Source organism: Streptomyces sp. NRRL S-244 (assembly GCF_000717915.1).
GTDB lineage: Bacteria > Actinomycetota > Actinomycetes > Streptomycetales > Streptomycetaceae > Streptomyces.
Genome location: NZ_JOCX01000016.1, coordinates 13,311 through 26,422 on the forward strand (window position 1 = coordinate 13,311; position 13,112 = coordinate 26,422).

General features: G+C 71.3%; 11 protein-coding genes. 4 read left to right on the top strand and 7 right to left on the bottom strand.

The window, feature by feature from the left end; translation table 11 throughout:
• Positions 1-111 precede the first annotated feature (111 nt).
• The 4 genes from IF02_RS0120795 to IF02_RS0120810 all read right to left on the bottom strand — a co-directional run bounded on the left by IF02_RS0120795 (position 112) and on the right by IF02_RS0120810 (position 3,877).
• A complete protein-coding gene (locus IF02_RS0120795) occupies positions 112-1,197 on the bottom strand; it encodes a branched-chain amino acid aminotransferase (protein ID WP_030159083.1) in 1,086 nt (361 codons plus the stop codon).
• 243 nt (positions 1,198-1,440) lie between these two features.
• Positions 1,441-2,481, bottom strand: coding sequence for a 3-isopropylmalate dehydrogenase (locus IF02_RS0120800; RefSeq protein WP_030159085.1), 1,041 nt, complete (start codon positions 2,479-2,481; stop codon positions 1,441-1,443).
• Positions 2,482-2,578: 97 nt separating this feature from the next.
• The gene (locus IF02_RS35945) at positions 2,579-2,707 is read right to left on the bottom strand and encodes a hypothetical protein (protein ID WP_266625109.1); all 129 of its coding nucleotides are present in this window, start codon (positions 2,705-2,707) and stop codon (positions 2,579-2,581) included.
• Positions 2,708-2,968: 261 nt separating this feature from the next.
• Positions 2,969-3,877 carry a LysR family transcriptional regulator gene (locus tag IF02_RS0120810; RefSeq protein ID WP_030159087.1) on the bottom strand — a complete coding sequence of 303 codons (909 nt, stop codon included), beginning with the start codon at positions 3,875-3,877 and terminating at the stop codon, positions 2,969-2,971.
• Positions 3,878-3,978: 101 nt separating this feature from the next.
• Here IF02_RS0120810 and IF02_RS0120815 point away from each other — a divergent pair, with 101 nt between their 5' ends.
• From IF02_RS0120815 to IF02_RS0120825, 3 genes are all read left to right on the top strand, one after another.
• Complete coding sequence (locus IF02_RS0120815; RefSeq protein ID WP_030159089.1) at positions 3,979-4,995, top strand: NADP-dependent oxidoreductase; 1,017 nt, start codon at positions 3,979-3,981, stop codon at positions 4,993-4,995.
• Between the two features lie 119 nt (positions 4,996-5,114).
• The gene (locus IF02_RS0120820) at positions 5,115-7,145 is read left to right on the top strand and encodes a phosphocholine-specific phospholipase C (RefSeq protein ID WP_030159091.1); all 2,031 of its coding nucleotides are present in this window, start codon (positions 5,115-5,117) and stop codon (positions 7,143-7,145) included.
• Between the two features lie 174 nt (positions 7,146-7,319).
• Positions 7,320-8,246: a quinone oxidoreductase family protein gene (locus IF02_RS0120825; protein ID WP_030159092.1), complete on the top strand. Its 927-nt coding sequence runs from the start codon at positions 7,320-7,322 to the stop codon at positions 8,244-8,246.
• A 75-nt stretch (positions 8,247-8,321) separates the two neighbouring features.
• On the opposite strand, the gene pruA is transcribed toward IF02_RS0120825, so the two are convergent.
• Both pruA and IF02_RS0120835 read right to left on the bottom strand, forming a co-directional pair.
• Positions 8,322-9,953 carry an L-glutamate gamma-semialdehyde dehydrogenase gene (gene pruA / locus IF02_RS0120830; RefSeq protein ID WP_030159094.1) on the bottom strand — a complete coding sequence of 544 codons (1,632 nt, stop codon included), beginning with the start codon at positions 9,951-9,953 and terminating at the stop codon, positions 8,322-8,324.
• Between the two features lie 31 nt (positions 9,954-9,984).
• Positions 9,985-10,911 carry a proline dehydrogenase family protein gene (locus IF02_RS0120835; RefSeq protein WP_030159096.1) on the bottom strand — a complete coding sequence of 309 codons (927 nt, stop codon included), beginning with the start codon at positions 10,909-10,911 and terminating at the stop codon, positions 9,985-9,987.
• A gap of 198 nt (positions 10,912-11,109) precedes the next feature.
• Between IF02_RS0120835 and IF02_RS0120840 the strand changes: the two genes are divergently transcribed.
• Positions 11,110-12,342 (top strand): helix-turn-helix domain-containing protein, encoded by a 1,233-nt coding sequence (locus IF02_RS0120840; RefSeq protein ID WP_030159098.1) that lies wholly within the window; start codon positions 11,110-11,112, stop codon positions 12,340-12,342.
• A 112-nt stretch (positions 12,343-12,454) separates the two neighbouring features.
• Here the strand turns inward: IF02_RS0120840 and IF02_RS0120845 are convergent, their stop codons facing one another.
• The gene (locus tag IF02_RS0120845) at positions 12,455-13,048 is read right to left on the bottom strand and encodes a TetR/AcrR family transcriptional regulator (protein WP_030159100.1); all 594 of its coding nucleotides are present in this window, start codon (positions 13,046-13,048) and stop codon (positions 12,455-12,457) included.
• Positions 13,049-13,112: the final 64 nt, after the last annotated feature.

Below are 13,112 nucleotides of genomic sequence, written 5' to 3' on the forward strand. Positions count from 1 at the left end.
CACGAACGGGTGCGCCGGCCCGCCCCCACGGCCCGGCGGACCGGGTCCCGGACACACGAAGAGGCCCCGGCCTCCCGGCCGGGACCTCGTCGTGACGTGCGGCGCCGCGGACTAGCCGAGCGGGTGCATCCAGCCGTGGGTGTCGGCGGTGCGGCCGGTCTGGAGCTCCAGCAGCGCCTTGCGGAGCTTCATGGTGACCTCGCCGGGCTCGCCGGTGCCCTGGGTCCAGTCGGCGCGCTCGGACTTGACCGAGCCGACCGGGGTGATGACGGCGGCGGTGCCGCAGGCGAACACCTCGGTCAGGGTGCCGTTCTCGTTGTCGCGCTTCCAGTCCTCGGTGGAGATACGTCCCTCCTCGGCGGTGTAGCCGAGGTCGCGGGCGATGGTGAGGAGGGAGTCGCGGGTGATGCCCGGCAGGAGCGAGCCGGTCAGCTCGGGGGTGACGATCCGGTCGCCGTACACGAAGTACAGGTTCATGCCCCCCATCTCCTCGATCCAGCGGTGCTCGACGGCGTCGAGCCAGACCACCTGGTCGCAGCCGTGCTCGGCGGCCTGGGCCTGGGCGACGAGGGAGGCCGCGTAGTTGCCGCCGGTCTTGGCCGCGCCCGTACCGCCCTTGACGGCGCGGACGTACTCCTCGGAGAGCCAGACGGAGACGGGCTTGACGCCGCCGGGGAAGTACGCGCCGGCGGGCGAGGCGATGACCATGAAGAGGAACTCGTTGGCCGGGCGGACGCCGAGGCCGACCTCGGAGGCGAACATGAACGGCCGCAGGTACAGGGAGGCCTCGCCGGAGGAGGGCACCCAGGCGCTGTCCTGCTTGATGAGCGCGTCGCAGGCCTCGATGAAGAGGTCGGCCGGCAGCTCCGGCATCGCCATGCGGCGGGCGGAGGCCTGGAAACGCTCGGCGTTGGCCAGCGGGCGGAACGTGGCGACGGTGCCGTCGGGCTGGCGGTAGGCCTTGAGGCCCTCGAAGATCGTCTGCGCGTAGTGCAGGGTCATGTTCGCCGGGTCGATCGACAGCGGCGCGTACGGGACCAGCTCGGCATCGTGCCAGCCGCGGCCTTCGGTCCACTTGATCGTCACCATGTGGTCGGTGAAGTGGCGGCCGAAGCCGGGGCTGGCCAGGATCGCCTCGCGCTCCGCATCGGACAGCGGGTTCGAGGAGGGCTTGAGCTCGATCGTGGGCGTCGTCATGAGTGCTTGTCCTTCACCGGTTTCGTAGGGCGGACCGCGCTCACGGCGTACCAGGACGTCCGAGCTTCCCCGCATTCCGCGGTCTCGCGTTCGATTATCGCGCGCGAGGTGCCTTCGGAGAAGCGGGGTGAAGCGGAGTGAATGCGGCCCAGGGGAGATGGTGGCACCCGGGGCCGCACAGGAAAAGCCGCCGGGTGCGTGCGTACGCGCGACCCGGCGGCTTCCTGAGGTGGAGCTGCCGGGTCAGCCGGCTACTCGGGCGGCGAGCGCGTCGCCGATCTGCTCGGTGCTGCGGAAGGTCCCGTCGCGCTCCGCGAGGTCGGCGCAGACGGCGTCCTCGATGCGGGCGGCCTGGGCTTCGTGGCCGAGGTGGCGCAGCAGGAGGGCGACCGAGAGGATCGTCGCGGTCGGGTCGGCCTTGCCGGTGCCGGCGATGTCCGGGGCCGAGCCGTGGACCGGCTCGAACATGGACGGGAAGGTGCCGGTCGGGTTGATGTTCCCGGAGGCGGCGAGGCCGATTCCGCCGGTCACGGCGGCGGCCAGGTCGGTGAGGATGTCACCGAAGAGGTTGTCCGTGACGATGACGTCGAAGCGCTCGGGCTGCGTGACGAAGAAGATCGTCGCGGCGTCGACGTGCAGGTAGTCGGTGGTGACCTCGGGGTACTCCTGGCCGACCTTGTCGAAGATGTTCTTCCACATGTGGCCCGCGTACACGAGGACGTTGTTCTTGTGGACCAGCGTCAGCTTCTTGCGGGGACGGGCGTTGGCCCGCTCGTACGCGTCACGCACGACGCGCTCCACGCCGTACGCGGTGTTGATGCTGACCTCGGTGGCCACCTCGGCGGGCGTACCGGTGCGCAGGCTGCCGCCGTTGCCGGTGTACGGGCCCTCGGTGCCCTCGCGGACCACGACGAAGTCGATCTCCGGACGGCCGGCGAGCGGGGTGGCCGTGTTGGGGAAGAGCTTCGACGGGCGCAGGTTGATGAAGTGGTCGAAGGCGAAGCGGAGCTTCAGCAGCAGGCCGCGCTCCAGCACACCGGACGGCACCGACGGGTCGCCGATGGCGCCCAGCAGGATCGCGTCGTGGTGCTTGAGAGCCTCCAGTTCCGCGTCCGGGAGGGTCTCACCGGTGCGGTGCCAGCGCTGGGCGCCGAGGTCGTACTCCTTGGTCTCCAGCTTCACATCCTGGGGCAGGACCGCGGTAAGGACCTTGAGGCCCTGAGCCACGACTTCCTGGCCGATGCCATCACCGGGGATCACTGCGAGATTGATGCTGGTCGACATGTCGGAACCGTACTCCCTGTCCCAGCCCTCAGACATCTTGCGTCCACCATGTGGACCAAGGGTTCGGGCGCAAGAGGTCCGGGGCGCCGGGAATCGCTCAGTGGCCGGTCGAGCCGCCGTTGTCCCGGCGGTCGAGGGCGCGCTGGAGGGCGGCCGCTGCGTTCTTGCGGTCGGCGTCGGCCGTGGAGGAGTGGCGGACGCGGCGGGCTGCGGTGGATGCGGTCATGGTGATCGACTCCTTGAGATCACGGCGTGGCGGGGCCACGGATGAGGGGTTCCTTCAAGGCGCCGGAAGAGGCGGGGAGCGATGCGCGGCAGGGGTTGCCTGCCCAAGGGCGCGCGCTCTCGACCGCCATTCGCCGGATCGGCGAGACGTTCGGCTTCTACAAAGCTAGGGCAGCTCCCGTTGTATGTCTCCGCAATTAGTCGGGCTTCCTACTATCTGAGACGGACAGCCCCTCGGAAGGCCGCTTCCCCGGCCTCCGATTCACGCCTTCTCGGAGCGAAGTTCCCTGATCAGAGCCCGTACGGCGAGAGTGGCGGCGGATTCCGTCGTGGTGACGTATCCCACGCGTCTCACCGGCCCCGAAGGGCCCAGTCCGGTGATGTCCACGGCGTTCGTGGCCTCGCGGAGCGACAGCTCGGGCAGGATCGCCATGCCGAGCCCGCGCCCGACCATGGTCAGCACCATCCCGTCGTCCTCCGCTTTGACGGTGGCGCGCGGGATCCAGTCCTGGGCCCGCCACCAGTCGCGGGTGTACGAGCCGCAGTTCTCGTCCCAGTCCAGCAGGGGCAGGGCCTTCGGGTCCGGGTGTCCGGCCGGGTGGACCAGGGCGTACGCCTCCTCCCGGAGCACCCCGGTCAGCAGGCCGGCCCCTCCCCCGTCCCGCGCCTCGGGCCCGGTCGCGTTCAGCGTCGCGATGCCGAGGTCCGCGCGGCCCGCGGCCACCTCCCCGGCCGTGCCGGCGCCGAGCTCGCGCACCACCCGGACCTCGGGGCGGATGCCGGGGTGGCGGGCCGTGAGCCGCTCCAGGGCCGGGGGCAGCAGGTGCAGGGCCGCGCTGCGGAACGCCGCGATGCGCAGTACGCCCTCCACCGTGTCCCGATCCGGCGCGGTCCGGCCGGCGGCGCCGGCGCCGCGCGCCTCCGCGCCGAGGACCTCGTACAGCCGCAGGATCCGGCGCGCGAGGCCGACCGCCCGCTCCCCCGCCGGGGTGGGCGAGGCTCCACTGCGCCCGCGCTCGAAGAGGACCGCGCCGACCTTGGCCTCGCTGCCGCGCACCGAGTGCGACACGGCCGACTGGGTGAGGCCGAGCCGGGCGGCCGCGGCGGAGAAGCCTCCCGTCTCGGCGACGGCGACCAGGACCCGGAGTTCGTGCGGAGCGAGCTCGGCCACAGTGGCTCTCACCTCGTTCTATGAGCGGTGTTCATGGATGTGCGGCTTCCATGAGCGAAACCCCCTGCCCGGGCCGGTGATTCCTTCCTAGCGTCTTCGCCATGACCACGAACCCCACCGCTCACGCCGTCCACCTGACCGCCCGCCCCCACGGCTTCCCCGTCGCGACCGACTTCGCGTACGTGGCGAGCCCGGTCCCCTCCCCCGCCGCGGGCACCGCCCTGGTGCAGAACCTCCTGCTCTCGGTGGACCCGTACCACCGCGGGCTGATGGACGGCGGCGAGGGCGGCTTCGAGCTGAACACCCCGCTGGAGGGCCGCGCGGTGGGCCGGGTGCTCGCCTCCCGCGACCCGGGGCTGCGCGAGGGCGACCTGGTCTTCCACCGCGAGGGCTGGCGTACGCACGCCCTCGTCACGCTCGGCGCGAACGGCACCCGGAAGCTGCGCGGCCACGAGGGCGTCCCGCTGGAGGCGTACCTGAGCATCCTCGGCGGCACCGGCCTGACCGCGTACGCCGCCCTCACCCGGACCGCGGCGCTGCGCGAGGGCGAGGACCTCTTCGTCTCGGCCGCCGCGGGCGGGGTCGGCACCGCCACCGGGCACATCGCGCGGCTGCTGGGCGCCCGCCGGATCATCGGCAGCGCGGGCTCGGCGGCGAAGGTCCGCCACCTCACCGGCACGCTCGGCTTCGACGCGGCGTTCGACTACCACGACGGGCCGGTCGGCGAGCAGCTCGCGCAGGCCGCGCCCGACGGCATCGACGTGTACGTGGACAACGTGGGCGGGGAGCACCTGGCCGGCGCGATCGACGTACTGCGCGAGTACGGGCGGATCGCCTGGGTCGGCGGGATCTCGATGTACAACGGGGACCGCTCGCCGGCCGCCCCGCGCAACCTCTTCGAGGTCGTACACAAGTCGTTGCGCCTGGAAGGGGTATTGGTTCGCAATCACACCAATTTGCAGGACGAGATGGAGGACTTCCTGGTCCCGCATCTGCAGAGCGGCCGGATCGGCACGGACACCACCGTTGTCCAGGGAATTGATCACACGGTGGATGCCTTCCTGGGCATGCTGCGAGGCGACAACCTGGGCAAAATGCTGGTCCGCCTCGGGGACTGAATCCAGCCAACCGGATGTTCACCGACTTCTTACCGCACGGATGTAGACCTTTGGCCCGGCGCCCGCCACTCTTTCCGTCAATGTGCCAGCGGGGCACTTGAGTTGGAGGCGAGTAGCCAGTGACACCGATCAGCCGCAGAGGTTTCGTGGGAATCGGCGCCGGGCTGATGGCCGGGGCCGCCCTGCCGGCGATCGGGCCGGCGTCTGCGGCCGCTGCCGCCGCGACCGGCACGATCACCGACGTGAAGCACGTGGTGATCCTGATGCAGGAGAACCGCAGCTTCGACCACTACTTCGGCAGGCTGAAGGGTGTCCGCGGCTTCGGCGACCGCGCCGCAGGCAACATCCCGGGCGGCTGGGGCATGTTCAACCAGCCCAACTGGGGCGGCCGCCAGTACCCGTGGAAGCTCAGCTCCACCCCCGCGGCCGGCGGCGTCGACGGCGAGACCCTCGCCCAGTGCAACGGCGACCTCCCTCACAGCTGGACCTCGCAGCACGCCGCCTGGAACAAGGGCCGGATGGACAACTGGGTCACCGGCGTCGGCAACACCCGCACGCTCGGCTACCTCGACCGCGGGGACATACCCTTCCATTACGGGCTCGCCGACAACTACACGATCTGCGACGCCTACTTCTGCTCCACGCTGAGCGCGACCGGCCCGAACCGCACCTTCCTGTGGAGCGGCAAGGTCGACGCGGGCAGCAAGGACGGCGGCGACGAGTCCGGGCTGACCTGGGAGACGTACGCGGAGGCCCTCCAGCGGGCCGGCATGAGCTGGAAGGTCTACCAGAACGCCCAGGACAACTACGGGGACAACGGGCTCGCCTACTTCAAGAAGTTCACGGACGCGGCGCCCGGCAACCCGCTGTGGGACCGCGGCATGGGCTCCGTCCCCAAGGTCACCGGCTCCACCCCCGACGACATCGCGGCCGCCATCCGCGCGGACGTCGTCGCGGGCACCCTGCCGCAGGTCTCCTGGGTCGTCGCGAGCGAGGCCTTCTCGGAGCACCCGTACGCCCCGCCCGGCGACGGCGCGCACTTCGTGGACCTGGTCTACCGGGCGCTGGCCGCGAACCCCGAGGTCTTCGACTCCACCGTCCTCTTCCTCAACTACGACGAGAACGACGGCTTCTTCGACCACGTCCCGCCGCCCGTCGCCCCGCCCGGCACCCCGGGCGAGTACATCGACGGCACCCCGATCGGCCTCGGCTTCCGCGTGCCGATGATCGTCATGTCCCCGTGGACGCGCGGCGGCTGGGTGAGCTCGGAGGTCTTCGACCACACCTCGGTGCTCCGGTTCATGGAGAAGTGGACGGCGGCCCTCGGCACCCCGGCGAACTGTCCGAACATCAGCGACTGGCGCCGCAAGGTGACCGGCGACCTGACCGGCGTCTTCGACTTCGCGCGCCCGGTGTACGGGGTGCCGGCCGGGCTGCCCTCGACCGCGAAGGTCATCGGCCAGTCGACCTGCGGCCCGCTCCCCAACCCTGCGCCGCAGGACAACGCGCTCCCGGCGCAGGAGGCCGGGACCCGCCCCGCGCGAGCCCTTCCGTACCAGGTGAACGGCAACCTGGACCGCTTCGAGTTCGGCGCGGCCGGCAAGATCCTGGCCTGGTTCTCGATGACCAACCAGGGCGCGCAGGCGAAGCAGGCGGCACACTTCTCGATCCACCCGCACCAGTACCGGGACACGGCGGCCTGGCAGTACACGGTGGACCCGGGCGCGACGGCGACGGACTACTTCAACATCGGGCTCGGCAGCGGCTCCGGGAAGTACGACATCTCGATGTACGGACCCAACCGCTTCCTGCGCCGGTTCATCGGCGACGCGTCGAAGGCGGGCAAGGCGATCGAGGCGGCGGCCCGCTTCGCGGTGGAGCCGGGTACGGGCAAGACGGCGCTCTACTTCAAGATGACGAACACGTCGGCCGCGCCGGTCACCTTCACGATCCGCTCGAACGCCTACCGCTCGGACGGCCCGTGGACGTACACCGTCGCGGCGAACTCCTCGCGCGAGGACTACTTCAACGCGGTCGCGTACAACGACGGCTGGTACGACTTCACGATCCTCGCGGACAACGACGGCACCTGGTCGCGCCGCTACACGGGCCACATCGAGACGGGCACGCCCAGCATCAGCGGCAGCTAGAGCACGTCCCCGTCACGCCGGTCGAAGTCGAGCCGCCCGGCGGGATCCTCCAACGCCCCGCCGGGCGGGCACCTTCGTCCTGGTCAAGGGCAATGCCTCAGGTCATGGTCGAGGTCCAGGGGCGCGCCGGCTGTCTACTGTGGGATCTCCCGAAGATCGAAAACAGGAGGTTCCATGCTGCGTGTCCGCTACGAGGTACCCGGCGGACCCGAGGTGCTGTTCACCGAGGAGGTGCCCGTGCCGGTGCCCGGGCCCGGTGAGCTGCTCGTACGGTGCGAGGCCGTCGGGGTGACCCTGCCCGTCGTCCGCAAGGTGCGGGAGGCGGCCGAGCCCATAGCCCTGGGCGGTGAGGTCGCCGGGACCGTGGCCGTGCTCGGCGAGGGCGTGGCCGGGTACGCCGTCGGCGACCGGGTCACCGGCCTGGTCTTCGGGCACGGCTACGCCGAGTACGCCCTGGTCCACACCGCGATGGCCTCCCCCGTGCCCGCTGCGGCCGGAGCCGTCGACGCCGTCGCGCTGGTGCGCAGCGGGCTCGTCGCCCGTGGCGCCGTCGAGGCCGGGCGGATCCGGCCGGGTGAGTCCGTGCTGGTCACGGCGGCCGCGAGCGGGGTCGGGAGCCTCGCCCTCCAGCTCGCGAGGGCGGCCGGGGCAGGTCGCGTCGTGGCCGCCGTCTCACGCCGGGACAAGGCCGCCTTCGTGCGCGGGCTCGGCGCCGACGAGGTCGTGCTGTACGACGAACCCGCCGCCTGGGGCGACCCGTACGACGTGGTCCTCGACGGGGTCGGCGGCGAGCTGCTCGGCCCCGCCGTGCGGGCGCTGGCCACGGGCGGCCGGCTGGTGGCGTACAGCTCGGGCGGCGGCTCGGTGGAGGCGTACGAACTGCTGGTGCGCGGCGCCTCGATGATCGGCTTCCAGATCCGGGCGGTCGCCCAGGGCCGGCCCGAGGAGTACGAGGCCTGGCGGCAGGAGCTGTGGGAGGCGTACGCCCGCGGGGCGCTGCGCCCGGCCGTCCACGGGGTGGTCCCGCTGGCCGAGGCGGGCCGCGCCCACGCGCTGATCGAGGAGCGGCGCAACCTGGGGAAGGTGGTCCTCACGGTGTGAGGCTGGGAACTGGAACCGCCCCCGATCCGGACTTGGGGGTACCGGAACGGGGGCGGGGTTCAGCAGGGGGCCGGATCAGCCCATGTGCGGGTACGCGTAGTCCGTCGGCGCGACCAGCGTCTCCTTGATGGAGCGCGTCGAGGTCCAGCGCATCAGGTTCGACGCGGCGCCCGCCTTGTCGTTCGTACCCGAGGCACGGCCGCCGCCGAACGGCTGCTGGCCGACCACGGCACCGGTCGACTTGTCGTTGATGTAGAAGTTGCCCGCCGCGAAGCGGAGCTTCTCCATCGCGTCCGCCGCCGCGTAGCGGTCACCGGCGATGATCGAGCCGGTCAGCGCGTACGCCGACACCGACTCCATCTGGGCCAGCATCGCGTCGAACTCGGCGTCCTCGTAGACGTGGATCGCCAGGATCGGGCCGAAGTACTCGGTCGTGAAGACCTCGTTCTCCGGGTCGGTGCACGCGATGACGGTCGGGCGGACGAAGTAGCCCTCCGAGTCGTCGTACGTGCCACCGGCGATGATCTCGCAGGTCGGGTCGGCGATCGCACGGTCGATCGCGGCCTTGTTCTTGGCGAACGACCGCTCGTCGATGACGGCGCCGATGAAGTTGGTCAGGTCGCGGACGTCACCCATGGTGATGCCGTCGACCTCGGCCGCGAAGGCCTCCTTGAAGCCGTCGTTCCAGATCGAGGCCGGGACGTAGGCGCGCGAGGACGCCGAGCACTTCTGGCCCTGGAACTCGAAGGAACCGCGGGTCAGGGCGGTCTTCAGGACGGCGCGGTCCGCGGAGGGGTGCGCCACGACGAAGTCCTTGCCGCCGGTCTCGCCGACCAGGCGCGGGTAGGACTTGTACTTCTCGATGTTGTTGCCGACCGTCTTCCACAGGTACTGGAAGGTCTTGGTCGAACCGGTGAAGTGGATGCCGGCCAGCTCGGGGTGGTTCAGGGCCACCTCGGAGACGGCGATGCCGTCGCCCGTCACCAGGTTGATGACGCCCTTCGGCAGGCCGGCCTCCTCCAGCAGCTCCATCAGGAGGACCGCGGAGTGCGTCTGCGTCGGGGACGGCTTCCACACGACCACGTTGCCCATCAGGGCGGGAGCGGTCGGCAGGTTGCCGGCGATGGCCGTGAAGTTGAACGGCGTGATCGCGTAGACGAAGCCCTCGAGCGGGCGGTGGTCGCTGCGGTTCCACACGCCGGCGGAGTTCGCGACCGGCTGCTCGGCCAGGATCTGGCGGGCGAAGTGGACGTTGAAGCGCCAGAAGTCGACGAGCTCGCACGGGGTGTCGATCTCGGCCTGCTGCGCGGTCTTCGACTGGCCCAGCATGGTGGAGGCGGCCAGCTTCTCGCGCCACGGGCCGGAGAGCAGCTCGGCGGCGCGCAGGATGATCGCGGCGCGGTCGTCGAAGGACATCGAGCGCCAGGCCGGGGCCGCGGCCAGGGCGGCGTCGACGGCCTCCTGGGCGTCGGCCTCGGTGGCGTTCGCGTACGTGCCGATGACCGACTTGTGGTCGTGCGGCTGCACGACGTCGAAGCGCTCGCCGCCGCCCATCCGCTTGACGCCGTTGATCGTCATCGGCAGGTCGATCGGGTTCTCGGACAGCTGCTTCAGCTGCGTTTCGAGGCGCGCGCGCTCCGGGGTTCCGGGGGCGTACGAGTGGACCGGCTCGTTGACCGGCACGGGGACCTGGGTCACAGCATCCATGGGGCTGGTAACTCCTTGACCTGGTTCTTGGCTAGTTCTTGGTGATCATCGAGCGGAGGAAGAACAGGAGGTTGGCCGGCTTCTCGGCGAGGCGCCGCATGAAGTAGCCGTACCAGTCCGTCCCGTACGCGGTGTAGACGCGCATGCGGTGGCCCTCGGCGGCGAGCCGCAGGTGCTCCTCGCTGCGGATGCCGTACAGCATCTGGAACTCGTACTCGTCCAGCTTGCGCCCGGCCTTGCGGGCGAGCTCCTGCGCGATGGCGATCAGGCGCGGGTCGTGCGACCCGATCATCGGGTAGCCCTCGCCCTCCATCAGCGTCTTGAGGATGCGGACGTACGCCTTGTCGATCTCGGCCTTGTCCTGGTACGCGACCTCGGCGGGCTCCTTGTAGGCGCCCTTCACGATCCGGACGCGGCTGCCGGCGGCGGCCAGGCGGCGGGCGTCGGCCTCGGTGCGGAAGAGGTACGCCTGGATCACGCAGCCGGTCTGCGGGAAGTCCCGGCGCAGCTCCTCGTGGATGGCGAACATCGAGTCGAGGGTGGTGTGGTCCTCGGCGTCCAGCGTGACGGTGGTGCCGATGGCCGCGGCGGCCTCGACGACCGGGCGGACGTTGGCGAGCGCGAGCTCGTGGCCGCCCTCCAGCGCCTGGCCGAACATCGACAGCTTGACCGACATCTCGGCCTTCTCGCCGAGGCCGAGGTCCGCCAGGTGCGCGATGAGGTCGAGGTAGGCGTCACGGGCGGCGTAGGACTGCTCCACGGTGGTGATGTCCTCGCCCACCACGTCGAGCGTGAGCTCCAGGCCCTTCTCCGTGAGGTCCACGACGATCGGGATGACCTGGTCGACCGTCTCGCCGGGGATGAACCGGTTCACCACGGGCTTGGTCACCGGGGCGGCAGAGACGATTCGGCGCATCTTGTCGCTGCGCGAAGCGGCGAGGATCGCGGGACCCAGCACGGGGCACCTCCAACAGGTGGCAGAAGCAGGCATACGGTCCGCGCGGGGGGTGGGCGGGGCCGTAAAGAAAACGCAAGTAAAACCACCGTGAAACCTAAGGATCGCTTTGATCCTCTGCCATCGACAGCTGTCACGCATCCGTGTCCCCGATCTCATACATCTGTCTGAAGACCGGCTTTCCGGTGGGAGAATGTCCGGGTGAAGGGCGATTACCAGGACCTGGTGGATGAGATCTCGGCGCTCCTCGGCGCCCCGGCGACGCTGGAGAACCGGGATTTCCGCCTCATCGCCTTCGGCGCGCACGACAGCGACGACGATCTCGCGATGGATCCCGTACGCACCCGCTCGATCCTGACCCGCCAGTCGACGGCGGCCGTACGGGCCTGGTTCGAGGCCTTCGGCATCGCGCGGGCGACGGGGCCGGTGCGGATCCCGGCCGCACCGGACGCGGGGGTCTTCCGGGGACGGATCTGCCTGCCGGTGCGGTACCGCGGCATCGTGCAGGGGTACGTGTGGCTCCTCGACCAGGAGCCCGGCCCCGGGCCGGACACCCTGGCGGCGGCCATGGAGGTGGCCGAGCGCATCGGGGTCCTGCTCGCCGAGGAGGCGAAGGCGGGGGCCGACCTGTCCCGGGAGTTCCGGGAGGTGCTCACGGCCGGACGGGGCTGGCAGCAGGACATGGCGGTGGCCGCGCTCCGGCTGGCCCTGGGCCCGGGGGCGGACGGGCTGCACGCCGTGGTGTGCGTGGAGCCGTGGTCCGGTGAGGCCCCGGCGTCGGTGCCGGGCACGGCGGCGGTGTGCACGGTCCCCCGGCCGGGGCGCGGGGAGGACGGCGGTGAGGCCCGCGGGGCCGGGGCGGGGACGGGTGGCCCCGGAGCCGAAACCTCCGGACCATCGGCCGTCCGGGCGGGGCGGAAGGCCGGCCAGGCACTCGCCGTCCTGGTCAGGCTCCGCTCGGCGGAGGTGCTCGCCCCCGCCCTCGGCGTCGCGACCCGGCTGCTGGCGGGCGGCTCGGCGGCCGCCGGGATCGCGGAGCCCCGCCGGGGACTGGCGGCGCTGGCCGACGCCTGGTCGGAGGCTTCGGCGGCGGCGCAGGCGGCCGCGGCCCAGCCCCGGTTCGGCCCGGTGGCCCAGTGGTCGGCGATCGGCCCGTACCGGATGCTGGCGGCCCTGGCGGCCGCCGACCCGGCGGGCGATCCGGCGACCCGGGTCCTGCTCGGGCCGGCGCACCGGGAACTCGCCCGTACCGCCGAGCTGTTCCTGGACTGTGCGGGCCAGGCGGGCCGTGCGGCGGCGGCCCTGGGCATCCACCGCCAGACCCTGTACTACCGGCTCGCCCGGGTGGAGCAGCTGACCGGCCTGGACCTGGACGAGGGCGAGGACCGGCTGTTGCTCCACATGGCCCTCAAGGCGGCCCGCCTGTACGGCTGAACGCGGGCGCGGGCGCGCCTCGTACGCGGCACGCCGGTGCACCGCGTACGCGCGGCGCCGGCACCCCTCGTACGCGCGGCGCCGGCACCCCTCGTACGCGCGGCGCCCGCGCTCAGGCGGGGTCGGCGGAGTCCTCGGCCTTCGCCGCCATCGCCGCGGCGCGCCGCATGCCTTCCGTCAACTCCTCGGCGGTGACGGCCCCTTCCGGGTCGAACATCCACAGCGCCATCACCCCGGTGACGAGCGCCTGGTACAGCGCGCCGACCGTTCGCAGGTCCCGCTCGTCGAGGTCCTCCTCGGGGATGCCGGTGAACGCGGCGATCAGCCCCTTGCGGCCGTCCCCCGCCGAGGCCGCGAGCAGTTCGCGCAGCTCCGGCATCCCGCCGCGGCTGAGCGCCACCTCCATGCCGGCCGCCCACATCGGCGCCGACTCCTCCCGGCGGCCGATCACGCCCTCCCAGACCGAGCGGAAGCGTTCCAGCGAGCCGCCCTCCCCGGCGAGGTCGGGCACGGACGAATCGCCCCGCTCCTGCGCGAGGGCGATGTACGCCTTCGACATCAGGGCGTCCTTGGAGCCGTAGTGGTAGCCGATCGACGCCAGGTTCGCGCCCGAGGCGTTGACGATGTCGCGCGCGGTCGTCCGCACGAATCCCTTCTCGACCAGGCACTTCTTGGCGCCTTCGAGCAGATCTTCACGGTGTCCCATGCGCTCACGGTATCAAGACAACCGTCCTATACGAATGTCCCATACGACCGTACTAGACATGCGT

Coding starts and splice junctions, on each gene's coding strand:
- pruA (WP_030159094.1), bottom strand. CDS start 9,953: ATGGATGCTGTGACCCAGGTCCCCGTGCCGGTCAACGAGCCGGTCCAC.
- IF02_RS0120795 (WP_030159083.1), bottom strand. CDS start 1,197: ATGACGACGCCCACGATCGAGCTCAAGCCCTCCTCGAACCCGCTGTCC.
- IF02_RS35945 (WP_266625109.1), bottom strand. CDS start 2,707: ATGACCGCATCCACCGCAGCCCGCCGCGTCCGCCACTCCTCCACGGCC.
- IF02_RS0120845 (WP_030159100.1), bottom strand. CDS start 13,048: ATGGGACACCGTGAAGATCTGCTCGAAGGCGCCAAGAAGTGCCTGGTC.
- IF02_RS0120815 (WP_030159089.1), top strand. CDS start 3,979: ATGACCACGAACCCCACCGCTCACGCCGTCCACCTGACCGCCCGCCCC.
- IF02_RS0120800 (WP_030159085.1), bottom strand. CDS start 2,481: ATGTCGACCAGCATCAATCTCGCAGTGATCCCCGGTGATGGCATCGGC.
- IF02_RS0120825 (WP_030159092.1), top strand. CDS start 7,320: ATGCTGCGTGTCCGCTACGAGGTACCCGGCGGACCCGAGGTGCTGTTC.